Here is a 24,182-nt window from a genome sequence, read left to right as displayed (position 1 = left end):
GGGCACTAGTGTAGAATGCGCCGCCCGGTTCTTAATCCGGCTCCGCATACAAACGATAGAACGAAGTCCATGAATATCGTCATCAACGAAGAACTCCAAAAGTACATCGATCCCCTCACTCCCAACGAATACGCGGCACTTGAGCGCAGCATCCTGGCCGAAGGCTGCCGCGATGCGCTGGTGCTGTGGGGCGAGGTGCTGATCGACGGCCACAACCGCTACGAAATCTGCCGCAAGTACGAACTCGAATTCAAGACGGTGCAGAACGACAGCTTCAAGTCGCTCGAAGACGTGCTGCTATGGATGATCGACAACCAGTTGGGCCGCCGCAGCGTCTCCGATTTCCAGCGCGGCATGCTGGCGCTGCGCAAGCGCGACATCCTCGCCGCCCGCATCAAGGCCGATGCCAAGCCGTCCAAGGCCGCCGATGACGCGTCGGCCGAACAAAACACGGCCGACGCCGCGCCAGCCGATGGCGGCGATCCGCCATGGGATACCTCGCCAGACGGCGCCGCGCCGATCAAGACGCGCGAAGACATCGCCCGCGCCGCCGGCATCAGCAGCGCCACCATCGGCCAGATCGACCGCATCCGCAAGACTGCCGCGCCGGAACTGGTGCAGGCGGTGCGCGCCGGCGCCATCTCCATCAACGCCGCCGCCGCAGTGGCCTCGCTGCCCAGCGAAGTCCAGGTCAACGCAGTGGCCGGCGGCAAGAAGGAATTGCGCGAAGCCGCCAAGAAAGTACGTGAACAAAAGGCCGCCACCCGCACGCCGCGCGCGGCCAAGGCAAATGATGGCGAGGGCGAAGGCAGCACGGTCGCCATCGTGGAAGGCATGGAAAACGAAGTCACCGCCGCGCTGCGCCGCGAAATCGGCGCGCTGCAGGCACGCGTGACCCAGCTGACACAGGAGAACCAGGGCCTGCAGGCCGAACTCGCGCTGCTCAAGGGCAGCGACGCCTGAGCTGCGCATCCGCCCCATCTGCTCACTATGCCCACCTTTACCATCGCCGCGCGTGCCGAGATCGAGCTGGATATCCGCAAGAGCCGCTTCATCGGCATCGTCATGCCGGTAGCCGGCCGTGAGGCCGCGATACAGGAAGTCGAACGCATGCGCGACGCCCACCGCGGCGCCACGCACGTGTGCTGGGCGCTGATGGCCGGCGGCCATTCCGGCATGTCGGACGATGGCGAACCCTCAGGCACCGCCGGGCGGCCGATGCTGGAAGTGCTGCGCCATCACGAACTCGATGGCGTACTGGCGATGGTGGTGCGCTACTACGGCGGCATCAAACTGGGTGCGGGCGGGCTGGTGCGGGCCTACACCGATGCCGTGGCCACCGCGCTCAAGCACACCGAACGCATCGAACGGGTACAGCAAGCCGAGGTCGACATCGGCGTCAGCTATGCCGCCGAACCGCAGTTGCGCCACTGGCTGGCACAACACAAATACGAATTGCTGGACAGCCGCCACGACACGCTGGCCCACCTGCGGCTGCGCCTGCCAGCCGCCGAGCTCGGTCAGGCCGAAGAGGCGATTCGCCGCATCGCTTCGAACGCCTCGATCAAACGCATCATCTGATCCATGCGTTCACGGTCGCCCGGCAGCGGCCGGCGCGACCACAGCAAGTCGAACTCCGCCAGCAACAGGTGGTACTCGATTTCGTCCAGTTCGGCAGGCGTCGCCATCATCGCCCTCCTCCTCATTGCTTCCGTGGCTTCAGTGCGCGCGCGTCAGGCGCCGGGTCAATTGCACGGCCAGCGCCGGCGCCACCGCAAATACCGCAAACAGCACCGCTGCCGCTTCCTGCGCGCCGGCCACGCCGCCCGGGACGGTGAGTCCGGCCTCGTTGGCAGTCAGGCCGACCAGCGCCGCCCCCATCGCCATTGCGTACAACTGCACGGTGGTCACGGCAGACGAAGTCAGGTTTTCCTCACCCGGCTTGGCCGCATGCAATGCGCGCGCGATCAGGTGCGGCCAGCCCAGCCCGATCCCCATGCCGGCCGCGGCCAGCGCCAGCACGATACCGACATCGGCGGCCAGGCTCGCCGCCACCAGCCGGCCCGGCAACAACACCGCCAATGCCATCAGGCCCAGCGCCATCAGCATCGGGCCGATACGCACCATGCGGTCGGCCGCCGTGCCGCTGCGCCCCGAACTTGTGAGCGAACCGATACTCCAGCCCCCCGCCATGGCGGCCGTCATGTAACCGGCTGCCAGCGGCTCGTAGCCATGCAGTATCTGCAAGAAATACGGCACGAAAATTTCGGTGCAGCTACCGATCACCAGCAGCGACACGCAGGCAAATACTTTGCCCATCTCGGAAGAAAGCGCATAGCCGCTACGCGGCAACAAACTGATGCGATGGCGCAGGTCGATGCGCATCACCAGCAAGCCAAGCAAGGCGCCGCCGGCAACGCAGGCTGCCGCTTTCCATCCGGCATCGGCCTGCGCGGCCAGCGCCACCAGCAGCACCGAAGCCGCCAGCAGCAGGATGCGGCCCAATGGCATGGCACTACCCTGTGTGTTTTCCATCTTGATGGAGCGCGGCCCCAATTGCGCCGTTACGAGGATTGCCTGCAACAGCAGCAACGGCATCAGCGCCCAGAACGCCAGGCGCCAATGGCCGCTGGCGGCGAACAGCCCGCCCACCGCCGGCCCCAGCAAGGTGGAAATGCCCCACATGCCCGACACCAGCGCGATCGCGCGCGACCACAGGCGCTGCTCGAACACCAGCGGAATCAGCGCATACCCCAGCGCCGCCAACAAACCGCCGCCGATGCCTTGCACCGCACGCCCGGCCAGCATCCACATCATGCTGCCGGCGGCCGCGCACACCAGCGCACCGGCGCCGAACACTGCCAGCCCCAGCAGATAGGTGCGGCGCGCCCCCAGGGTCGAGAGCAGTTTGCTGGTCAGGGTGGAACCGATGATGGAGGTCACCACGAACAGGGTCACGTTCCAGGCGTAGTAATCGAGGCCGCCAATATCGCGCACCACCGAAGGCAAGATGGTGGTGACGATGTGCACATTGATTGCATGCAGCGCTACGCCGCCGGTCAGCGCCACCGCGCGCGGCGCGTTGCGGGCGTTGAGCAGTTCGCCCCAGGACGCGGTGCGCCCGGCGGATTCGGGGGGCTGTGATGCCACTTCAGTGGAAGAACTGTTGGTCGTCATCTCATGTCTTTCATTGCTGGCTGCGGCTTGTGGCCGGGGCACTTGCATGGCCGGTTCGACAATTCCGCGAAGCAGGCATAATATGCAAGCAGTTATTTGGATATTTAGATCGAATCTTAGAACGTCCCCATGAATTTAACAAGTAAACACTTGGAAAATAAATTATCTGCCGAGACAGAACAGGCTGGGCCGTCCACGCCCGAGCGCATCCTGTTCCGCCTCAAGACGCGCGGCCCCACCTCTACTGCCGAGCTGGGGCGCGAGCTTGGCATGACAGCCGAGGCCGCACGTCAGCAGGTCCAGAAACTGGTGGCCGAAGGCCTGATTTCCGGCCACCAGGAAAGCGCCGCGCCGCGCGCCGGCCGCCCACGCCAGAACTGGGATCTGACCGCAGCCGGCCATGCGCGTTTCCCCGATTCGCACGCGCAGCTCACGGTGCAACTGATCGGCTCGATCCGCCAGTTGTTCGGCGAGCAAGGGCTGGACAAGCTGATCGGCCAGCGCGAACAGGAAATGCGCGCCGATTACCAGCGCCACTGCGCCGGTATCGCGACGCTGCCGAAGCGGCTGGAAAAGCTGGCCGAAATCCGCAGCGCCGAGGGCTACATGGCGCGTGTCGAGAAACAGGGGAAGGATTGGCTACTGGTGGAAGACCACTGTCCCATCTGCGCCGCCGCGCAAAGCTGCCAGGGCTTTTGCCGCTCTGAACTGCAGCTGTTCCGTGAGGTGGTGGGAGACGAAGCCAGCGTCACACGCGAAGAGCACCTGCCGGCGGGTGGGCGGCGTTGCGTCTACCGCATCGTCCGCGTCTGAATTTCCTTATCATTGACATCGTGCATCTCACGTAATAATATAAGTTACATGAAACGCAGCGACCGCCTCTCCATTGCCCTGCACATCCTGTTGCACATGGGCCAGCGTCCCGACACCGCGATGACCTCGGAAGAGATCGCCGGTTGGGTCGATACCAATCCCGTTGTCATCCGCCGCACCTTCGCCGGGCTGCGCGAAGCCGGCATTGTGACGTCTACCAAAGGGCATGGCGGCGGCTGGTCGCTCGCGCGGCCGATGGCGCAGATCAGCCTGCAGCAGGTCCAGCAGGCACTCGGTGAACGCTTGATCACGCTGGGCGCGCGCGAAGAATCGCCTGGCTGCCTGGTCGAGATCGCCGTCAATCGCGCGCTCGACGATGCCCTGGAAGAAGCCAACCGCCTGCTCGACCAGCGCCTGGCCAACATCACGCTGGCCGACCTGGCGCGCGACATCGGCCCGCACTTCAAGCTGGGCCAGCCGCCGCCGCATTAACGCTCACCAGGAAGCGCCCTTCCCTGCCGACATCTTTACGCGCCTTGCATCGCAAGGCGTGCGGGACGCCTCATGCCCGCATCCGCGCAAAGCCACCGGCGTTCCATGAACCATCCATGAAAGGAAATCCCATGCAATACGATGTCATCATCGTCGGCGCCAGTTTCGCCGGCGCCTCGGCCGCCATGCAATTGGCACGCGCGCGCCGCAAAGTCCTCATGGTCGACGCCGGCCAGCCGCGCAACCGCTTCGCCGAAGCCTCGCACGGTTTCCTGGGCCAGGACGGCGTCGCCCCGCATGACATCATGGCGATCGCGATAGAGCAGTTGCTCGCCTATCCGACTTTCGAGCTGGCAGTGGCGCAGGCAGAGCACGCCAGCGCCGACGACCAGGGCGTTGCCGTGACGCTGGACGACGGCAGGCACTTCAGCGCGCGCCGCCTGATCCTCGCCACCGGCGTGCGCGACGAGCTGCCCGCCATCCCCGGACTGCAGGAACGCTGGGGGCAAACCGCCATCCACTGTCCCTACTGCCACGGCTACGAAGTGCGCGACCGCAAGCTGGGCGTGATCGCCACCACGCCGCTGTCGGCCCATCAGGGACTGATGCTGCCGGACTGGGGGCCGACCACCTATTTCACGCAAGGACAGTACGAACCGGAAGAGCAGGAGTTGAAGCAGATGGCCAAGCGCGGCGTGACGATCGAACGCACACCGGTCATCGAGGTTCTCGGCAGCGCGCCCGACATCGAAGCCCTGCGCCTGGCCGATGGCCGCACGGTGGAGATCGGTGCGGTATTCGTCGGCCCGCGCGTGCACATGGCCAGCCCGCTGGCGATGCAACTGGGCTGCGCCTTCGAACAAGGGCCGATGGGGCCGTACATCCGCACCGACGAATTGCGCCAGACCTCGGTGAAGCACGTCTTCGCCGCCGGCGATGCCGCCGCAGCCTTCCATAACGCCACCATGGCATCGGCTGCGGGCGTCATGGCGGGAGTCAGCACGCATCGCTCGCTGGTGATGGAGTGAAATACAAAAGAGCACCCCACAGGTGCTCTTCAATACATCTGCCTCTGCTGATTGCCGTCGTCCCGGTTTTCGCCAGGACGACGGCGGACCCGATACCGCTTTACATTCCCATGTACCTGCCGGGGCGATGGTTCAGCGCGATCACCAGGTTGGCCGCCACCGCACCGGCGATCGACGCCAGCAGTACCGTCGGCGTGACCACGAACAGCGAAGCCAGCACGATCACCACATCCACCCCCATCTGCAGCTTGCCCGCGCGCAGGCCGTAACGGTCCTGCAGGAACAGCGTCACCACATTGATGCCGCCCAGGCTGGCGCCATGGCGAAACAGCATCACGAAGCCCGTGCCCATCAGCAAGCCGCCGAGGATGGCGCAATAAAACAGGTTGAGCTTCTCATACGCGATGAACTGCGGATGCAACAGCGAAAATCCCGACACCAGCGCCACCGCACAGAAAGTCTTGCCCATGAAACGCAAGCCCATGCGGCGGAAGGCGAAGTAGTAGAACGGGATGTTGATGGTGAAGAACACCACGCCGAACGGCCATCCCGTCAGGTAATGCACCAGGAAGGCCAGCCCCGCGGTGCTGCCGGTCAGGAGTCCCACATGGCTGTACATGTTCACCCCCAGCGAGACGAACAGCGTGCCGATCACCAGCGCCAGCGCATCCTCATATCCCTTGTGGCGCACATCGGCCGGCGCCTTGGATACCGCCTCAGCCACGCGGCACCTCCGGCATTGCTTCAAATTGCGCCACCGCCTGGCGGTCGCCGGCATAGGGGGAAAGATGGGAAAACATGACAGCCTCTCGAAAACAGAACAGGAAACCTCAACATCGGCGCATCTGCGCCGGCAACCCGTTATGTTAACGCGGCGCACTCAGGCATGCACAGGAGAATCCGGCGTGGACGGCCGTTCCACGCTGCGGTCATCTATCGGGAAATGCAGCACCGCCGCCAGCACGCCCGCGGCGAAGGTGGCGCCCCACAGCAGCGAATACGACCCGGTCAGGTCCAGCACCAGCCCGCCCAGCCATACGCCCAGAAAAGACCCGAGCTGGTGGCTCAGGAAGCACACGCCGAACAACGTTCCCATATGGCGCGTACCGAAGATGCGCGCCACCAGCCCGGTCGTGAGCGGCACCGTTCCCAGCCAGGCCAGCCCCATGACGGCGGCGAACGCGGCCACCGAGAACGGCGTCTTGGGCAGCACGAAAAACAGGCCGATGGCGGCGCTGCGCACCAGATACAGCCAGCCCAGCACATGATGCTGGCGAAAACGCCCGCCCAGCCAGCCGCAGGTCCAGCTACCGGCCATATTGAACAGGCCGATCAGCGCCAGCGCCGTAGCCGCCAGCCCCATGGGCATATGGCACAGCTCCAGGTAGCCCGGCAAATGCGTGGCGATGAAAGCCAGTTGGAAGCCGCAGGCGAAAAAGCCTATCGTCAACAGCCGATAGCCGCGATGCCGGCAGGCCTGCAACACCACTTCCTTCAGCGAGAAATTCAACCCGGGATCGGCGGCCGCGGCAGCGCGCGAGGGACGCCCCAGAACCAGGCCCAGCGGCGCCACCGCCAGCACCAGCAGCGCCAAGACCAACAAGGCCACGGTAATGCCCGACATCGAACGCATCCCCTGCACCAGCGGCACCATCAATACCTGGCCCAGCGACCCGCCGGCACTGGCCAGGCCCATCGCCATGCTGCGCTTCTCGGGCGCCACGCTGCGGCCGACTGCCGTCAGCACGACGCCGAAACTGGTGCAACTGATGCCGATCCCGATGAACACTCCCATGCCGAGCACCAGCACGACGCCGTTCGGCGCCAGCGCGGTCATCGCCAGGCCGGCGGCATAAGCGACGGCGCCAAATGCCACCACCGGCGCCGGGCCGTAACGGTCGGTCGCCGCGCCTGCCAGCGGCTGGGCGAATCCCCATACCAGGTTGTGCAAGGCGATGGCGAAAGCAATCAGCGTGACCGGCAAGCCATAGTCATAGGACAGCGGGCTGATGAACAGGCCGAAAGTCTGGCGTGCGCCCAGCGCCATGCTCATCACCGCGGCGCCGGCAGCGACGACCAGGTAAATCCTGCGGCTTGCAAAAGGGGATGCAGAGGAAGATGCAGATGGCATGGCATGGCGCGTTTCAATGATCGGACGATCATTGAAACGCCAAGCCCGGCCAGATTCAAACGAGATTTGCGCGTACTGGCATGCGCGCCATGCATGCGAGAACCGGAACCGGGTGAAATAAAGGCGAAGCCTGCCCTACTGATCCGCGAACTTCGCCGAAATCATGCGCACCAGCAGCGCCCCCAGCACCATGAAGGCGGCCACCGCGTACAGGCCGATCTTGACGTTGCCGGTGGTGTCGTTGAGCCAGCCCACCATGTAAGGCGAAACGAAACCGGCCAGGTTGCCCACGCAGTTGATGGTAGCGATGCCGGCTGCGGCCGAGGTGCCGGCCAGGAAAGCCGACGGGATGCCCCAGAACAGCGACAGCGCCGACAAGGTGCCTGCGGTGCCGACCGACAGGCCGATGATGGCCAGCGTCGGATCACGGCCCACATAGCCGCTGAAAGCCAGGCCGATGGCGCCGATCACCAGTGCCACCGAAAAGTGCATGCGGCGCGAACGCAAGCGGTCGGCGCTGATGCCGGTCAGGATGATGGCCGGAATGGCGATGAAGTAAGGAATCGCCGACAGCCAGCCGATCATGGTGTTGTCGCTGATGCCGGCGCCCTTGATGATCGACGGCAGCCAGAAACTGATGCCGTACAGGCCGATGATCTGGCAGAAGTACACCAGGCACAGCTTCCACAGGCGGCTGTCCCTGATGAATGAGGCCGAGCTGCCGTGGGTAGTCTTGGCGCTGTCTTCGCGCCTGATTTCCTCGATCACGTTGCGCTTTTCTTCCGAGGTCAGCCATTGCGCCTGTTCCGGCTTGTCCACCATCAGGAACAGTACGGCGATACCGGCCAGCAGCGAAGGGATCGCCTCGATCAGGAACAGCCACTGCCAGCCGCGCATCACGCTGGATTGCCCGAATGCGTCCAGGATCCAGCCCGACAGCGGCCCGCCCACCACGCCTGCCAGCGGAATCGCAATGTAGTAGAAGCCCAGTGCAAAGCCGCGCTTCTTGGCCGGGAACCAGTAGGTCAGGTACAGCATGATGCCCGGCGAGAAACCGGCCTCCGCCACGCCCAGCAGGAAGCGCACCACGTAGAACTGGGTCGGCGTCTGCACGAACAGCGTAGCCGCCGAGATGATGGCCCAGGTGATCATGATGCGGGCGATCCAGCGGCGTGCGCCGACCTTGTGCAGGATCAGGTTGCTGGGCACCTCGAAGATGAAATAGCCGATGAAGAAGATACCGGCGCCAAGGCCATAGATGGCGTCGGTGAACTTGAGGTCGTTCATCATCTGCAGCTTGGCGAAGCCGACGTTGACGCGATCCAGGTAAGCGCACAGATAGCACAGCACGATGAACGGCATGATGCGCCAGGTGATCTTGCGATAGACGTCGAGACGCCCGGCCTGATCGCCGGGATGGGCGAGTGTATGTTGAGTCATGTCTCCTCCTGTGCCCTTTTGTCCGGGCTTGATTGAGGTTGATTGGATAGGGCTTTTGATGTGATGGCGTACGGAAGGCGCAGGTATTGCCTGCGCTTTTTCTTGTTTCCTTCCGGCTGTCTACGAATGCAAAAAATTGATGCGGCCAGCCGGCGCCGCATCAAGGGAGAAACCTTGCAGTCCCGGCCGGGCCGGGTGCTGTGGACTGTCTGGAAATGCTGGATGCGGTCTTGTTACGCCGCCTTCTTGTGCTCGGTGACGATGCCCAGTTCGCGCGCGAAGATGGCTTCCATCTCGCGGCGCACGCGCACCGCTTCCTTGCTGGCGTCGAAGTCGACATCGCTCCAGCGCACCGCCTGGCCGGCAGGGATGTCGTTCTTGAGCACCATGTTGTGCGCCAGCCCGATCGGCAACGCGCCCACGCGCAGCGAGTCGGCCGCCGGCATCAGCTTGCCGTAGACGGTGAAACCGCCCTCGCCGTCCAGCTTCTCGCCGGCCTTGAGCGCGCGCTTGGCGGTGGCCGCGACGTCGCCGCTCCAGTTGGTGGTGGCGCCGGTGGCTTCGTTGCGCACGGCAATGGACGCCACCGAGATGCCCAGCTCCAGGCCGATCAGGTGATAGGGCTTGTAAGTGGCGGCGAAGCGGCCGCTGGCATCGGTCTTCAGTCCGTACTGGGCGAAGCAGTCCTTGACGTACTGGCTGGGCGCCTCGAACACGGCGTACACGCCCCAGCGCAGGTCGCGGAACACCGGACGGCCGTCGCGCTCCAGCGAAGACAGCACTTCCACCGTGCCGCGCTGCTGCAGGATGCCGCCATCGGACTGCGGGCGCAGCAGGGTCGGCATGTCGTCCACGCCACAGGCCGGGAACATCAGGCCATCGGTCGGCGGCACCAGCTCGCAGCCGTTGGAGACCGCCGCCATTTCCAGCGCCGACTTGGTGCCGTCGAGGAAGGAGTTGAACATCTGCGCGTTGAAGTCGCCGCCGGCCACCTGCTCTTCCGAGAAGCCGTAATGGCCCCACACCGTATCCGGTGTCGACTGGTGATAAATCGGCAGGTACTTGGTGCCCTTGCCGGCGCAGATCACTTCCATGCCGATAGTGCGCGCCCAGTCCACCAGTTCGGCGATCAGCGCCGGCTGGTCGCCCGAGGCCATCGAATAGATGATGCCGGCCTCCTCTGCGCGGCGCGCCAGGTAAGGGCCGGCCAGCACGTCGGCTTCAACGTTGACCATGATGATGTGTTTCTTGTGCTCGCAGCACAGCAGTGCGTGGTGGATGCCGGCCGCCGGGCTGCCGGTGGCGTCGATCACGATATCGACCGCATCGCTGGCGATCATGGCGTCGGCATCGTCGGTGATGAAGGTGCCGCCGGTGCGCACGGCCTCCTGCAGCGACTTGGCCTGGTAGCGCGGTTCTTCCCAGCCCACGCGCGCCAGCGAGGCGCGGGCGCGCTGCGGCGAGAGGTCGGCCACGGCGACCAGGTGGATGCCCGGGGTGCGCGGGGCTTGCGACAGGTACATGGAGCCGAACTTGCCGGCGCCGATGACGCCGACGCGGACGGGTTTTCCATTGGCGGCGCGCGCCTTCAATTGCCTGATGAGCGACATGTCTTTTGTCTCCGTTATATCGTTGATTGATTGCAGGGCGGCGCTGCCGGGTGCGCCGATGCGCCTCGTGCCGCCTGCCGAAGGGAAAGATAGCACCGCCATTTTCGCAATCCAATATGGAAAATCGAAAGCAGTCTGTGCGAAAATCCACATCGTCGGCACGCGAGGAAAGAAACGCCGGCATCAGCCAACCAGCCACGCACAAGACAAGGGGAACGCATGACGCAAGACCTGAGTTGTTTCGATCCGGTGCTGTTCATTGCCGACGGCGCCTCGGCGCCGCTGCAAGATACGAAGGCATTCCCGTACATGGTCAATGACAACGGCCACGGCCGGCAAAGCAAAGTCGCCCACGGCCACCTGATCGAACTGGCGCCGGATGATCCGGCGCTGGAACGCGGCGTGACCTACCGCAACATCACCCACTGGCAACGCCAGATCACGCCCAAGGACTACCCCGCCTACACGATCACCGAATTCGACTTCGGCGTCTCCGAAGTGCGCTACGAACCGCTGCCGGCCACACCGGAAAACGCGCAGGCCTTCGGCGCCACGCTGCTGCGCAACGGCGAATGCATACGCTTCATCTACGACGGCCTGGTGATGTCGGACTACACCTACGGCAAGTGGGCCGGCTACGAATCGCCCTACCTGGGCGACGGCCGCAGCCGCGAGCTGCTGACCTGGAACGCCACCGACCTGGAATACCACAACTTCGCGCACATCTTCTTTTCGCAGGGGCCGCAGCCACTGGTGATCACCGTGGCGCGCTGGCGCCCGTATGTAGACGAGATCAGCTTGGCCGACCTATGGGTGGCGCCGGGCGACGCGCTGGTACTGCCGCCCAAGATCATGCCGCGTGCGCCCACGCCACAGATGAGCCACGAGGCAAAGCGCCGGCTGGTGGTGGACATGCACAACAACCGCAACTCGGCCCAAGCCTGCCGCCGTTACAACGGGCCGCCATCGTTGAAGACGACCACCGTGCTGGCCGACGAAAAGGTCATGTCGGCGCCTTCGACGCGTCCGCACTACCACGAGGAAAAACGGCCCACCTGGCACGGCATGCTCAATGAGCCCAAGTGAAAAGGAAAGGATCGCGATGAGGAGTTCGGCCCATGGGTGACTTCAACTGGAATGACCTGCAGGCGTTCCTCACCATGGCGCGCGCCGGCCGCCTGACGGTGGCGGCGCAGCAGCTGGGTGTGGACCACTCCACGCTCAGCCGCCGCATCTCCGCGCTGGAAGCGGCGCTGGGTGTGCCGCTGTTCGAGCGGCGCACGGTCGGCTTCGTGCTGACGCCTGAAGGCGAGCGCCTGATCGGCGATGCCGAAGCGATCGAGACACTGGCGCTGCGCATGCGCGCCACGCTCGACGATGGCGCCGCCAGCCTGACCGGCACGGTGCGCATCGGCACGCCGGAAGGCTTCGGCACCTATTTCCTGGCGCCGCGCATCGCGGGCCTGACCGGCGCGCATCCGGGCCTGGAGATCGAACTGGTTGCCAACCCGCGCTCCTTCAGCCTGACCAAACGCGAAGCCGACCTGGCGGTCAGCATGGCGCGTCCGGCACAAGGTCGGGTATATGCCAAGAAGCTGGTGGACTATGCGCTGGGCCTGTACGCAGCGCCGTCCTACCTGGCGCGCAAGCACAAGATACGCAAGCGCGCCGACCTGGGCGGCCTGCACTGGATCGGTTACGTGGAAGACCTGATGTGGACGCCGGAGCTGGACTACCTGCCCCAGATCTCACGCGACATCAGCGTCCACCTGCGCGTGTCCAACGTGATCACGCAGATGGCCGCACTGGCCGGCGGCGCCGGCATCGGCGTACTGCCGCACTTCATGGCGCGCAACGAGAGCGCGCTGGTGCGGGTCCTGCCGGACGAGGTGCGCCTGACCCGTTCCTACTGGCTGGTGACGCATGCCGACACGCGCGACCTGGCACGGGTCGAGCGCGTGACGCAGTTCATGCAGGAGCAGTTGCGCGAAGTTGGCGCGAAGTTCTGGATGGAGTAAGCCCCTGGGAGCGGCGCAATGCGCTTATTGCTGGCCCAGCGCCCGATATAGCTCGTTGGCGCGCGTAAGGTGGGCGCGCATTGCCTCGGCGGCGGCATCCCCATCATGGGCGGCAATGGCGTCGACGATGCGCTGGTGTTCGGCCAGCGTCAGTTCCTCGGCGCCCGGTGCGCGCACCAGCGTGGTGTAGAACTCGCTGGCCCAGCGGAACATCGATTCGACGATGGAAGGAAAGATGGGATTGCCGCTGATGTCGGCAATCTCGCGGTGGAAAGCCATGTCGCGCTCGATGAACTCTTCCAGATTGACCATCGAGGCGCGGTGCTCCTCGATCGCCTGGCGCAGGCGCGCCACCTGCTCCTCCGTGGCGCGCTCGGCGGCCATGCGGGCAGTGCTGGTTTCCAGGAACACGCGCGCTTCCTTCATGTGCCTCAACATGTCGGGCTTGGTGCGCAGCAAGTGCTGGGCGCCGGCGGCGATCTGGGCGATCAGGCGGTCGGCAGTCGGGTCGACCACGCGCGCACGCTCGCCATGGGCGATCTCGACGAAGCCGGAGCGTTCCATCGCCTGCAGCGCCTCGCGCACGGCGGGGCGGCCCACGCCGTACTGTTCCATCAGTTCGCGTTCGGACGGCAGTTGCGAATCCGGCGGAAATTCACCCGCATGGATACGGCCCATCAGGCGTTCCAGCACTTCCTGGTATAACTTGCGTCGCTGTATCGGTTCCGGCATGGGAGAAGCTGTCTCTGGCTAGGTTTTTAGGTATCGTTGGACGCGCACTCTACCACAATCCCAGGCCCGGCCTGACTTTGCGCCGATTCGGCATCAATCCGGCATCAGGGGGCGGCACGCCCCTCCAGCACATCGCCGAAAAAGCTGCCGGCGCCTATCTGCCCGCCCTTCAATACCAGTTCCAGCCCGTCGCGGCGCGGATTATCCGACCATGCGCGGCACAGCGGCGCGCCCGGCGCCAGGCCGGCGCACACCGACAAGGCAGCGATGTCCAGGGCGCTGGCCACTTCGCCCGAGCTGTCGCCGCCGGCGATGGCGATGCGCTTCAACGCATTGGCGTCCAGGATGCGCCGCATGACTTCCGCCAGCGCCACGCCGACACTGCGTGCAGCATCGGGACGCGCCATGCCGGCATCGCGGGCAATGGCGTCGAAACCGGTGACCGAAGGGTCGTCCGGCCCCTCCGCGGAAAACACCAGGGGACTGCGGCCGGCCCTAATTGCCTCGCCGGCGCTCGCGACCAGCCGCGCCAACTCCGCCTCGCGCGTGCCCTCGGCCAGCACCGCCGGCAAATCCATGCGCTCGACGGCGAAGCCATGCCCGCGCGCCCAGGCGATCTGGCCCGCGGTCACCGGCGAACAGCTGCCGCTGACCGCGGCAATCGCCGGCACCGGCCCGGCCTGCGGCAGCGAGGGCTGCGCCGGAATCCAGCCGCGTGCGCGCCAATAGGCTGCCAGCGCGTACTGCAAACCCGATGACGAAGCGCTGAATACGCCCTCGCCTTTTCCTTCCCACACCAGCCTTCCGGCTTCGCGCAGGGTTTCTTCATTCAGCACATCGACCAGCACCACCGGGCGGTCTTCCCCACGCAATACCTGCAGGCGCTCGTGGGCGAGCGCGGCGCCGTCGCGCAATTGCACCATGTCCACCAGTTCGATGCGGCGCACGGTCTGCTTCCCCAGATGGCGGCGCAGGTCGGCCTCAGCCATCGGCGTGACGGGATGGCGCGACATGGTGGGATGGCGGTCCAGCCGATGGCCCACGCCGTCGACTGCGGCGAACAGGTTGCCGAACATCTGGTAGCGCTTCAGGCGCGGCGCGCCCACCACCATCGGCGACCAGTCGCCGCGCATGGCGCGCACGCCGAGGTCGATGGCGCAGCCGATGGAGCCGGTCTCGGGCGAGGAGTCGAAAGTGGAGCACACCTTGTATTGCATCAGCGGCGGCGTCAGCGCCGCCAGCGCCTCGAACGCCGGCGGCAGATGCTGCTCCATCCACGCGGGCGAGTGCCCGCGCGAAGAGCCGGCGATGCCGATGCAACGCGCATCGGCGAAACGGGCCAGCATGGCCTGGTCCGGCGTGCGCAGGAACAGCACGGTGGACAAGCCGGCGGCCGTCATCACTTCCATCGCATCGGTGGAGCCGGTGAAATCGTCGCCGTAATAGGCCAGCAGCAAACCTGGCGGCAATGCATTGCGATCCTGGTCTTGCATCGCCGTCACTTCCAGAATCCGAGCGCGGCCTGCAGCGCCTTGTTGCCCCTGGCGTGCTGTTCCAGCGGCACGCCTTCCATCGCTGCCACCCAGGCCTCGCGCAGCGCTTCGACGCCGGCCGACACGCCTTGCGGGTGGCCGAAGATGCCGCCGCCGGCGGTGTGGATCAGGTCGGCGCAGCCGATCGCGGCATAGGTATCGGCCGCCTGCAGGCCGGTTTGGCCGGAGCTGAATACCGGCATGGTGGAAGTCATCCGCACACCTTCGACCACCGGCGCCAGCACGGCGCGCGCGGCGGCGATGACGCTGTCGTCCGGTTCGCTGAACTTGTTGCGCAGGCCATTGACGTGCATGTGGTCGGCGCCTGCCAGCCGCCATAGCTGCTGCCAGGGCGCATAGTCCCAGCCCAGTTGCGGGCAACGCGTGAGGTAGCCCCAGCCGGCGCGGTGCGCATGGATCGGCAGTTGCGCATGGCGGCGCAGTTCCTGCAAGCCGATCAGTCCGATGGAGTTCAGGCTGGCCATCACGCAAGTGCCGCCTTCGGCCAGCACCAGGTCGTGGCGGCGGCGCATCTGGTCAAGGTCGCCGGTGAGGTTGAAGGCCACCATGACCTTCTTGCCGGTGCGTTCGGCGTGTTCGTTGATGACGCGCATGACGCCGCGCACGCGTTCGTCGAACGGGCAGCGGCCGCCATCGGCTTGCAGCTCGTCGTCCTTGATGAAATCGATACCGCCGGCCACCAGCTCACGCACCTGCTGCACCGTCTCTTCCACCGACAAGCCGATGCTGGGCTTGATGATGGTGCCGATCAGCGGGCCATGCGCGATGCCGGACAGCTTGCGCGTGCCCTCGATGCCAAAGGCCGGCCCCGGGTAAGCGTCGGCGAAGGCCTTGGGCAGTTTCAGCCCGGTCAGGCGCAAACCCGACACCTGGCGCAGCTCGAACAGGTTGCCGGCGATGGTGGCCATCAGGTTGGGCAAGGAGGCGCCGGTGTTCTCCAGCGGCCACGACAGCTCCAGTTCGCATTGCGTGTAGCGCTCGGCGCGCATGCCGCCCGGCAGGCTGGGCTCCTTGCTGTGGCCGAGAATGTTCAGGCGCTCCACACGGGCGCCGGAGCGCTCCTTCAATTCGGGCGTTTCAGTGGCCAGGGCGACGAAGGTGCCGCTCGATTGTTCGCCGGCGATAACCTCGGCGGCGCGCGCGGGATCGTCGCCGGTTTCCAGCCAGTAGCTGGCGTAGATGCGTTCCATTCGCTGTCTCTTGTGTTCGTTCTTCATGCGGCACACGGGCTGCCCATCATACGATATGCGCAGCCCGGGCGCCTTCAGGTGATGCGGCGGATGCTCTCCGCGATTTCATCATGGTCGAACACCTTGATCCAGTCGTCGCGCAGCAGGCGCGGCAGGCCGTTCTGGATGGCCTTGTTGCAGGCGTCCGAAAACGCGCCCGGGATTTCCTTGAAGATCACCGCGCCCAGGATGTTCATGTGGCCCAGCAGGAAGTCGCGCGCGGCCTCTTCCGGCACGCCGCGGTGCACGGTCTCGTCCATGGCTTGCTTCATGGCGTAGAGCAGCGTGGCGCACACGGTTTCTGACAAACCCGGCTCCAGGATCGCCATCTGCTCCACGGTCAGGCGATAGCTGCGCAGGATCGGCTGGTAGATCACCTTGGCCACATCTTCGCCGAGGTCGAAGGCCGATTCCGGGCCTTGCATCAGCGCGCTGGTGATCGATTGCTTGGCCGCGCCACCGCCGAAGAAATCGCGCCGGCCTTCGGGCGTGGTCTCGTCATTGAAGATCGGTGGATGGCAAGGGTGCGCCACGAAATACACCAGGTCCGGACGGTCCGGCAGGTGGCCGGCGAAGGGGGCGGCCGCGTCCAGCGTCATCACCATCACGCCGGCGCGCAGCTTGGGCGAGATCTCGGCGGCGATCTTGCCGATCAGGGTGTCGGGCACCGCCAGGATGACGACGTCGACATTGTCCAGCGCGGCGTCGATGCTCACGCAGTCGATGCCAACCTCATCCTTGAGGCGCTTCTGCCCGACTTCGCTCACTTCCACGTGGGCGACCTGGTAGTCCGACTTCCTGAGGTTCTTGGCCAGGCGTACGCCCATCTTGCCGCCAGCGCCAAACAAGGCGATTTTTTCTTTCATGATGACTCTCCGTTCAAAACTGCATCTCTGCACAAATGATCCAACGACTGCTTTATTCCACGATCGCCCGGCCTTGCAGCTCGGGGACTTCTTCCCGTGCGCCTGCGCCGATGGCGAAGATCACCGCCGCCGACAACAGCATCAGCGCGCCCACCACGAACATCGGCGCCTGGTAGGAGCCGGTCGCATCCTTGATGGCGCCGGTAATGAAAGGCGCCATGAAACCGGCGGCGTTACCGACGGTATTGATCAGTGCAATGCCCGCGGCCGCGGCAGCGCCCGACAGGAAGCGCGCCGGGATCGACCAGAAAGTCGGCAAGGCCGAGAAAATGGCACAGGCGGTTATCGTGATGGCGGCCACGGTGGCGGCCGGGGTCTGCATGTACAGCGCCGCCGGAATGCTGACCGCGCCCAGCAGTGCCGGCAGGCCGACGTGCCAGCTGCGCACACCGCGGCGGGTGGCGTCGCGGCTCCACAGGAACAGCGCGATGGCGGCCGGCAGGTAGGGGATGGCGGTGATCAGGCCCTTCTGGAACACGTTGAATTTGGCGCCGAACTGGGTCTCGAAACCGCCGATGATGGTAGGCAGGAAGAAAGCCAGTGCATACAGGCCATAGATCAAGCCGAAGTAGACCAGCGAAAGCATCCATACGCGGCCGTTCTTCAGCGCCGCCGCGGCGTGCGGCACATGCTGCGATTGCTTGCTGCCCTGCTCGGCCTGCAGCGCGGCGGTGAGCCACTTGCGCTCGGCTTCGTTGAGCCACTTGGCGTCGGCCGGCTTGTCGGCCAGGTAGAACCAGGCGATCACGCCCACCACGATGGCCGGCAAGGCGACGCCGGCGAACATCACGCGCCAGCCTTCCAGGCCGAACAGGCCATGCGCCTCGATCAGGAGCGCCGCCACCGGTGCGCCGATGACGATGGTCAGCGGCTGCGCCAGATAGAACAGCGCCAGGATGTGACTGCGGTGCCTGGCCGGCACCCACAGGCTCAGGTACAGGATGGCGCCGGGGAAGAAGCCGGCCTCGGCCACTCCCAGCAGGAAGCGCAGCACGTACAAGCCCTCCACGCTGCTGACCCAGGTAAACAATAGGGCGACGATGCCCCAGGTGACCATGATGCGCGCCAGCCAGCGGCGCGCGCCGTACTTGTGCAGGGCCAGGTTGCTGGGGATTTCCAGCAGCACATAGCCGATGAAGAACACGCCCGCGGCAAAACCGAACTGGGCTGCGGTCAGCGCCAGGTCGCGGGTCATGCCGTTGGGACCGGCGAACGAGATCGCTGTGCGGTCGAGGAAATTGATGAAGAACATCAGGCCGACGAAAGGCACGAGCCTCATCGCGACCTTGCGGATGGCCGATTTCTCGACCGCGCTGGCGGTAGTTTGCATATTGTCTCCTGGCAGGTTGCGAGGCTATTGCCCTTCAACAACCTCTCTTGTTGTGTTGTGCGCCAGGATCTGCGGGGGGCTGCGAACGCCTGCGCTCGCCTGGCTGCCGTCTTTTATTTCTTCTGCTTCTTGATGCCTGTGTTGCCGCGCTGTGCGCTGTTATGACCGGTTGCGGTGTCTTTCCCTTACAAAAGACGCCCTCTCACAACTGGTATCATCACTATACCAGTTTACTTTTTCAGCAATTGATTAATTTTTTGCATGCGAAAGATGAACGCGGGCGAGGATGCCGGATGGCAACACGGCATCTGGATTTCGTTCGGAAAAAGGAAGAGAGGGAGAAAAGTGCGGGGGTTGTGAGTGCACCGCGAACGACGCCGGATCCTGACTTTCGTCAGGACAACGGCAATGGAGGTATTGCCTTCCGGTCGTTCCGGTGCAGGCCGTTATCCTGCCGGCGGATAACGGATGAAGCGGGGAGTCAGGCAACGGCCGGCTTGCGCCCGCCCCCTTCTTCCAGCAGCAGCTGCACGAAGGAACGCGCCGCCGGCGACAGCTCGCCGCCCTTGCGTGTGACGATGCCGATGGTCTGCGACACCGACTTCAGCGCCACCGGCAGGATGCGCAGCACGCCGCTGTCGACGAACATGCCGGCCACGCTGGTGGGCAGGATGGCAACCGTGTCGCTGGCCTGGCGCAGCACCGCCACCGTCACGAAAGTGGAAGCGGTGGCAATGGCGCCGGCCGGCAGGTCCAGACCGGCCAGGTCGAACTCACGCTCCAGCACCGCCCGCAGCGGCATATGGCTGGGATAGGTGACCCAGCGGTAACCCCGCAGGTCGGCCAGGCTGACCGACTTGCTGCGCAGGCGCGGATGCTCGCTCGACACCACCACCGACAAAGGTTCGTCAGACAACGGTTGGTAGTAGTATTTGCCGGGGTTGTCCGACACGCTGGAGCGCCCCAGCAGCAAGTCGATGTGGCCATCGTCCAGCAAGCCCAGCATGTGCACGCTGGTGTCTTCGATGATGTCGATGGAAAGCTCGGGATGGGTCTTGTGCAGCGCGTTGACGGCCGGCACCACCAGCTCCGGCACCGCCCCCATCACCGCGCCGATGGCCAGCCGGCCGCCGCGGCCGGAGCGGATTTGCGCCATTTCCTCGCACAGGGCGCCCAGGTCGGTCGCCATCAGGCGCGCGTAGCGGATCACGCAATGGCCGAACTGGTTGGGGATCAGCCCGGTTCGGGTGCGCTCGAACAATTGCGCCTCCAGCACCGCCTCCAGTTCGGCCAGCGACTTGCTGGCGGCCGATTGCGTCATGGCCAGCGCGTTGGAGGCTTTGTGCAGGGACTTGTGGTCATCCAGCGCGATCAGCAACTGGAGCTGCTTCATGCGCAGGCGTGACAGGAGGCCGTTGAGGTTCTGCTGGCTGGAGGCGGGTTTCATGGGATTGGCGGCGAAATGGAGGGTGAGTCGCAAAAGCGATCACATGATGGAAAGTCTTCACTATACAGCCCCAGCCGCCGGACGTATATTCGTCGCCATCCGGAGCACAGGCGTCCGGCCAGCCCCACCCCAAACACAAGCGGAGACACCATGAGCACCCCCATCTACCGCGGCGTATTCCCCGTCGCCCCGACCATTTTCGACCAGAACGGCAAGCTCGACCTCGAAGGCCAGAAGCGCGCCATCGACTTCATGATCGACGCCGGCTCCGATGGCCTCTGCATCCTGGCCAACTTCTCGGAACAGTTCGTGCTGTCCGACGAGGAGCGCACCCAGGTGCAGAACACCGTGCTGGATCACGTCGCCGGCCGCGTACCGGTGATCGTCACCACCACCCACTACGGCAGCCAGATCTGCGCCGAACGCAGCCGCGCCGCGCAGGACGCCGGTGCCGCCATGGTGATGGTGATGCCGCCGTACCACGGCGCCACCTTCCGCGTGTCGGAAAAGCAGACCTACGAATTCTATGACCGCGTCTCCGCCGCCATCGACATCCCGATCATGATCCAGGACGCGCCGGTAGCCGGCACACCGCTGTCGGCGCCCTTCCTGGCGAAGATGGCCAAGGAAATCGAAAACGTCTCCTACTTCAAGATCGAGACTGCCGGCGCCGCTTCCAAGCTGCGCGACCTGATCGAACTGGGCGGCGACGCCATCGTCGGCCCGTGGGACGGCGAGGAAGCCATCACCCTGATCCCCGACCTGGATGCCGGCGCCACCGGCGCCATGACCGGCGGCGGTTACCCGGACGGCATCCGCAAGATCGTCGATGCCTATTTCGCCGGCGACACCGAGAAGGCCGCCGAGCTGTACATGAACTGGCTGCCGCTGATCAACTACGAGAACCGCCAATGCGGCCTGGCCGCCTGCAAGGCGCTGATGCTCGAAGGCGGCGTGATCAAGTCCGACATGCTGCGCCATCCGCAACCGCCGATGCACCCCAAGGTGCGCGAAGGCCTGCTGCGCGTGGCGCGCCGGCTCAATCCGCTGGTGCTGACCTGGGGCAAGTAAGGCTGCGTGCAACGAAAAAACGGGAGCCGATGGCTCCCGTTTTTTATTGGGACCTGTTCACTGCCACGCGCCATCGATCGCAGCAAAACGCGTCGCAGCGAACTGTGTCATCCTGCCGTTTTTCGCTGCCAGATACAGGAGATTGCATTGAGCCACTTCCGCCCCGTCGAACTTCACCACGCCAGCCGCCTGATCAACCACGGCCCGACCGTGCTCGTCACCGCCGCCCACGGCGGACGGCGCAACATCATGGCCGCGGCCTGGTCGATGCCGGTGGAATTCACGCCGCCACGCATCGCGATAGTGATCGACAAGAGCACCTACACGCGCGAACTGATCACCGGCGCCGGCGCCTTTGGCATTTGCGTGCCGGGTGCTGCATTGATGGACCTGACCTATGCAGTGGGAAGCGAAAGCGGACGCGACATGGACAAGTTCGCGCACTACGGCATCGATGCCGCCGCCGGCCCCGTATTGGGCATGCCGATATTGGAACAGGGTTGCGCCGCCTGGCTGGAATGCCGCTGGATCAGGGAAACGCATACCGAAAGCGCCTACGACACCTTCTTCGGCGAGGTGGTCTCGGCCGGCGCCGACGCGCGCATCTTCGACAACGGCCACTGGGATTTCACCGACCAGAATGTAGCGCTGCACACGCTGCACCACCTCGGCGCCGGCAAGTTCGTCGTTGCCGGCAATCAGGTACAAGCTACATTTCCAGTGAGCAAGTAAGCCCTCATCGCCACAATGCGATAAAACACCGCACCGTCATGTGGTAATACCTTTTTACCTTTGACACGATCTCGTATAATCCCCCGAGCCCGGAGCACTACAACAAACACACGCCCGGGCGCGGGCAGAAGTGCGGCAAATGGCATGTCTGCCTGACAACTATCAAAATCAAAGGAGACAACATGTCCTACGCCAACATGGCTGCCGCCATGCGGCCGGAAGACGGCGAGTCCGCCGTCGGCAAGCGCGTCATCAGCAAGCTGCACCGCAAGATCGTCTGGTACTGCTTCTTCCTCTTCATGATCAACTACCTGGACCGGGTCAACGTCGGCTTCGCCGCGCTGACGATGAACGCCGACCTGGGGCTGTCGGCCAAGGTCTACGGGCTGGGGGCCGGGATCTTCTTCCTCGGCTACATCGCCTTCGAGATCCCCAGCAACATGATCCTGCACCGGGTCGGCCCACGCATCTGGATCGCCCGCATCATGATCACCTGGGGCCTGGTCGGCTGCGCCATGGCGGCCATCGAAGGGCCGCTCAGCTTCTATGCACTGCGCTTCCTGCTGGGGCTGGCCGAAGCCGGCTTCGCACCGGGCGTGCTGCTGTACATGACCTACTGGTTCCCGAAAAAGGAACGCGGCAAAGCCGTGGCCGGCTTCATGCTCGCCACCGTGCTGTCGTCGGTGGTCGGCGCGCCGCTGTCGGGTTACCTGCTTAGCTCCACCCACGGCTGGGCCGGCATGTCGGGCTGGCAATGGATGTTCATCCTGGAAGGCCTGCCGGCGGTGATCATGGGCGTGGTGACGCTGTTTTACCTGGTGGACCGCCCCGAACAAGGCAAGTGGCTGGACGCCGAGGAGCGCCAATGGCTCACCTCCACCCTGGCGGCCGAACAGGAAAGCAATGCCTCGCATGCCCAGCATGATTTCGCCACCATCTTCCGCGACCCGCGCATGTGGATCCTGACGCTGATCTACATGTTCAACGCCGTGGCGATCTACGGTGTGGTGCTGTGGTTGCCGCAGATCGTCAAGAGCCTGGGCGGCCTGAACAACTTCCAGACCGGCATGGTCGCCGCCATCCCCTTCATCTGCGCCGCCGTCGGCCTGATCCTGGTGGCGCGCAGCTCGGATCGCACCGGCGAGCGCAAGCTGCACACGGCCTGTGCCGGCCTGTGCGGCGGCGTGTTCCTGGCCGCCAGCGCGCTGGCGCCTTCGCCGCTGCTGGGCCTGGTGCTGCTGTGCATCGCCGCGATGGGATTGTGGGCTACGCTGGGCGTGTTCTGGACGCTGCCCACGCAATTCCTGGCCGGCGCCGCTGCTGCCGGCGGCATCGCCATGATCAACGGCTTCGCCCAGATCGGCGGCTTCGTCGGCCCCTACCTGGTCGGCTGGATCCGCGAAAGCACGCAAAGCTTCTCGACTGCCCTGCTGGTGCTGGCAATGAGCCCGATCATCGGCTTCTTCCTGTGCCTCACGCTGAAAATGCGTAACGACAGGGCCGAAGGCTAAGCAAGACTAATGTGAGCCTGGCGCCGGACGCACGCCGGCCGGCGCCTTTTTATTTTTGCAGGAACGACATGACAACAAGCTCATTGGCCCAACGCCTGCGCCAGCCCGGCATCGTGGTGGCGCCCGGCTGCCACGACGCGCTGGGCGCGCGCATCTACCAGCAGGCCGGTTTCGAAGCCGTGTACATGACCGGCAACGGGCTCTCGGCCAGCCTCCTGGGCGCACCCGATATCGGCCTGCTCGGCATGAGCGAGATGGTGGAACGCGGACGCGCCTTCGCCGCCGCGGTTGATGTGCCGGTGATCGCCGATGCCGATACCGGCTACGGTAACCTCAACAACGTGGTGCGCACGGTGCAGAGCTATGAAGCCGCCGGCGTGCAGGCGATCCACCTGGAAGACCAGGTCACGCCCAAGAAATGCGGCGCCATGAAGGGCCTGGCATTGGTATCGAAGGAAGAACATGCAGAGAAGATCCGCATTGCGGTCGCCACGCGCAAGAGCGCCGATTTCCTGATCATCGGCCGCAGCGACGCCCGCATCCCGCTCGGGCTGGACGAGGCGATCGCACGCGGCCAGGCCTACGCCGCTGCCGGCGCCGACCTGGTGCTGCTGGAGATGCTGCAATCGGAAGAAGAAATGCGGCGCGTACTGTCGGCCATCGACGCACCGCTGATGTTCAATGCGGTCGACGGCAAGACGCCGCCGATGAACGCCGCACAGTTCGAACGCCTGGGTTTCCGCTTGCTGAGTTTCCCGATCTCGGCGACGCTGGCCTATACCCATATGATGCAGCGCCTGGCCGAGCATATCCGTGCCACCGGCAGCGCCTTCGGCGTACCATCGGGCTCGGTGACGATAGCCGATTACGAGTCGGTACTGGGGCCTGCTACTATTGAATTTGCGAATGTGAACAGCCAGTAAGCATTGGCTGCCTAGAGCG

General features: G+C 64.9%; 24 protein-coding genes. 12 read left to right on the top strand and 12 right to left on the bottom strand.

Annotated elements, in window-relative coordinates; translation table 11 throughout:
* Positions 1 to 69: 69 nt before the first annotated feature.
* Complete coding sequence (locus tag AKL28_RS19330; RefSeq protein ID WP_050469834.1) at positions 70 to 963, top strand: hypothetical protein; 894 nt, start codon at positions 70 to 72, stop codon at positions 961 to 963.
* A 27-nt stretch (positions 964 to 990) separates the two neighbouring features.
* Entirely contained in the window at positions 991 to 1,581 is a 591-nt protein-coding gene (locus AKL28_RS19325) for an IMPACT family protein (protein WP_050469833.1), read from the top strand.
* On the opposite strand, the gene AKL28_RS24025 is transcribed toward AKL28_RS19325, so the two are convergent.
* Both AKL28_RS24025 and AKL28_RS19320 read right to left on the bottom strand, forming a co-directional pair.
* Complete coding sequence (locus AKL28_RS24025; RefSeq protein WP_231602515.1) at positions 1,521 to 1,691, bottom strand: hypothetical protein; 171 nt, start codon at positions 1,689 to 1,691, stop codon at positions 1,521 to 1,523. The genes AKL28_RS19325 and AKL28_RS24025 overlap by 61 nt on opposite strands.
* Positions 1,692 to 1,719: 28 nt before the next feature.
* A complete protein-coding gene (locus tag AKL28_RS19320; RefSeq protein WP_050469832.1) occupies positions 1,720 to 3,177 on the bottom strand; it encodes an MFS transporter in 1,458 nt (485 codons plus the stop codon).
* Between the two features lie 129 nt (positions 3,178 to 3,306).
* Here AKL28_RS19320 and AKL28_RS19315 point away from each other — a divergent pair, with 129 nt between their 5' ends.
* The 3 genes from AKL28_RS19315 to AKL28_RS19305 all read left to right on the top strand — a co-directional run bounded on the left by AKL28_RS19315 (position 3,307) and on the right by AKL28_RS19305 (position 5,510).
* A complete protein-coding gene (locus AKL28_RS19315; protein ID WP_050469830.1) occupies positions 3,307 to 3,990 on the top strand; it encodes a helix-turn-helix transcriptional regulator in 684 nt (227 codons plus the stop codon).
* A 48-nt stretch (positions 3,991 to 4,038) separates the two neighbouring features.
* On the top strand, positions 4,039 to 4,482 hold the full coding sequence (locus AKL28_RS19310) for an Rrf2 family transcriptional regulator (RefSeq protein ID WP_050469829.1): 444 nt from the start codon (positions 4,039 to 4,041) through the stop codon (positions 4,480 to 4,482).
* 131 nt (positions 4,483 to 4,613) lie between these two features.
* Positions 4,614 to 5,510 (top strand): NAD(P)/FAD-dependent oxidoreductase, encoded by an 897-nt coding sequence (locus tag AKL28_RS19305; RefSeq protein ID WP_050469827.1) that lies wholly within the window; start codon positions 4,614 to 4,616, stop codon positions 5,508 to 5,510.
* Between the two features lie 100 nt (positions 5,511 to 5,610).
* Here AKL28_RS19305 and AKL28_RS19300 read toward each other — a convergent pair whose 3' ends face one another.
* From AKL28_RS19300 to AKL28_RS19285, 4 genes are all read right to left on the bottom strand, one after another.
* The gene (locus tag AKL28_RS19300) at positions 5,611 to 6,234 is read right to left on the bottom strand and encodes a YitT family protein (RefSeq protein WP_050469825.1); all 624 of its coding nucleotides are present in this window, start codon (positions 6,232 to 6,234) and stop codon (positions 5,611 to 5,613) included.
* 156 nt (positions 6,235 to 6,390) lie between these two features.
* Entirely contained in the window at positions 6,391 to 7,641 is a 1,251-nt protein-coding gene (locus tag AKL28_RS19295; protein ID WP_050469824.1) for an MFS transporter, read from the bottom strand.
* Between the two features lie 135 nt (positions 7,642 to 7,776).
* Positions 7,777 to 9,081, bottom strand: a complete 1,305-nt coding sequence (locus AKL28_RS19290; protein WP_050469823.1) for an MFS transporter — start codon at positions 9,079 to 9,081, stop codon at positions 7,777 to 7,779.
* Between the two features lie 233 nt (positions 9,082 to 9,314).
* Positions 9,315 to 10,691, bottom strand: a complete 1,377-nt coding sequence (locus AKL28_RS19285) for an NAD(P)H-dependent oxidoreductase (protein WP_050469821.1) — start codon at positions 10,689 to 10,691, stop codon at positions 9,315 to 9,317.
* On the opposite strand from AKL28_RS19285, the gene AKL28_RS24600 reads away from it, so the two are divergent.
* Genes AKL28_RS24600 through AKL28_RS19275 form a run of 3 tightly spaced genes read left to right on the top strand, consistent with a single transcriptional unit; the run spans position 10,690 to position 12,709 of the window.
* Positions 10,690 to 10,914 (top strand): hypothetical protein, encoded by a 225-nt coding sequence (locus AKL28_RS24600; protein WP_156226408.1) that lies wholly within the window; start codon positions 10,690 to 10,692, stop codon positions 10,912 to 10,914. The two genes, AKL28_RS19285 and AKL28_RS24600, sit on opposite strands and share 2 nt — an antisense overlap.
* The gene (locus AKL28_RS19280; protein ID WP_050469819.1) at positions 10,911 to 11,777 is read left to right on the top strand and encodes a hypothetical protein; all 867 of its coding nucleotides are present in this window, start codon (positions 10,911 to 10,913) and stop codon (positions 11,775 to 11,777) included. The genes AKL28_RS24600 and AKL28_RS19280 overlap by 4 nt, the downstream gene beginning before the upstream one ends.
* A 32-nt stretch (positions 11,778 to 11,809) precedes the next feature.
* A complete protein-coding gene (locus tag AKL28_RS19275; protein ID WP_050469818.1) occupies positions 11,810 to 12,709 on the top strand; it encodes a LysR family transcriptional regulator in 900 nt (299 codons plus the stop codon).
* A 24-nt stretch (positions 12,710 to 12,733) separates the two neighbouring features.
* Here AKL28_RS19275 and AKL28_RS19270 read toward each other — a convergent pair whose 3' ends face one another.
* The 6 genes from AKL28_RS19270 to AKL28_RS19245 all read right to left on the bottom strand — a co-directional run bounded on the left by AKL28_RS19270 (position 12,734) and on the right by AKL28_RS19245 (position 19,926).
* Positions 12,734 to 13,441 carry a transcriptional regulator NanR gene (locus tag AKL28_RS19270; RefSeq protein ID WP_050469816.1) on the bottom strand — a complete coding sequence of 236 codons (708 nt, stop codon included), beginning with the start codon at positions 13,439 to 13,441 and terminating at the stop codon, positions 12,734 to 12,736.
* 104 nt (positions 13,442 to 13,545) lie between these two features.
* A complete protein-coding gene (gene oiaK, locus AKL28_RS19265; RefSeq protein ID WP_156226407.1) occupies positions 13,546 to 14,934 on the bottom strand; it encodes a 3-oxo-isoapionate kinase OiaK in 1,389 nt (462 codons plus the stop codon).
* Between the two features lie 5 nt (positions 14,935 to 14,939).
* Positions 14,940 to 16,184 (bottom strand): ribulose-bisphosphate carboxylase large subunit family protein, encoded by a 1,245-nt coding sequence (locus AKL28_RS19260; RefSeq protein WP_050469814.1) that lies wholly within the window; start codon positions 16,182 to 16,184, stop codon positions 14,940 to 14,942.
* 74 nt (positions 16,185 to 16,258) lie between these two features.
* Positions 16,259 to 17,089, bottom strand: a complete 831-nt coding sequence (locus tag AKL28_RS19255; protein ID WP_050469813.1) for a phosphogluconate dehydrogenase C-terminal domain-containing protein — start codon at positions 17,087 to 17,089, stop codon at positions 16,259 to 16,261.
* 52 nt (positions 17,090 to 17,141) lie between these two features.
* Positions 17,142 to 18,479 carry an MFS transporter gene (locus tag AKL28_RS19250; RefSeq protein ID WP_050469811.1) on the bottom strand — a complete coding sequence of 446 codons (1,338 nt, stop codon included), beginning with the start codon at positions 18,477 to 18,479 and terminating at the stop codon, positions 17,142 to 17,144.
* 481 nt (positions 18,480 to 18,960) lie between these two features.
* Positions 18,961 to 19,926: a LysR family transcriptional regulator gene (locus AKL28_RS19245; protein WP_050469809.1), complete on the bottom strand. Its 966-nt coding sequence runs from the start codon at positions 19,924 to 19,926 to the stop codon at positions 18,961 to 18,963.
* A gap of 150 nt (positions 19,927 to 20,076) precedes the next feature.
* On the opposite strand from AKL28_RS19245, the gene AKL28_RS19240 reads away from it, so the two are divergent.
* The 4 genes from AKL28_RS19240 (at position 20,077) to AKL28_RS19225 (ending at position 24,163) form a co-directional block, all read left to right on the top strand.
* Entirely contained in the window at positions 20,077 to 20,997 is a 921-nt protein-coding gene (locus AKL28_RS19240; protein ID WP_050469807.1) for a dihydrodipicolinate synthase family protein, read from the top strand.
* A 147-nt stretch (positions 20,998 to 21,144) separates the two neighbouring features.
* Positions 21,145 to 21,729: a flavin reductase family protein gene (locus tag AKL28_RS19235; RefSeq protein WP_050469805.1), complete on the top strand. Its 585-nt coding sequence runs from the start codon at positions 21,145 to 21,147 to the stop codon at positions 21,727 to 21,729.
* A gap of 182 nt (positions 21,730 to 21,911) precedes the next feature.
* Positions 21,912 to 23,240 (top strand): MFS transporter, encoded by a 1,329-nt coding sequence (locus AKL28_RS19230; RefSeq protein WP_082221579.1) that lies wholly within the window; start codon positions 21,912 to 21,914, stop codon positions 23,238 to 23,240.
* Positions 23,241 to 23,308: 68 nt separating this feature from the next.
* On the top strand, positions 23,309 to 24,163 hold the full coding sequence (locus tag AKL28_RS19225) for an isocitrate lyase/PEP mutase family protein (protein WP_050469803.1): 855 nt from the start codon (positions 23,309 to 23,311) through the stop codon (positions 24,161 to 24,163).
* Positions 24,164 to 24,182: the final 19 nt, after the last annotated feature.

It is taken from the genome of Herbaspirillum chlorophenolicum (assembly GCF_001189955.1).
GTDB lineage: Bacteria > Pseudomonadota > Gammaproteobacteria > Burkholderiales > Burkholderiaceae_D > Herbaspirillum > Herbaspirillum chlorophenolicum.
This window is presented reverse-complemented; position numbering and strand designations above follow the sequence as displayed.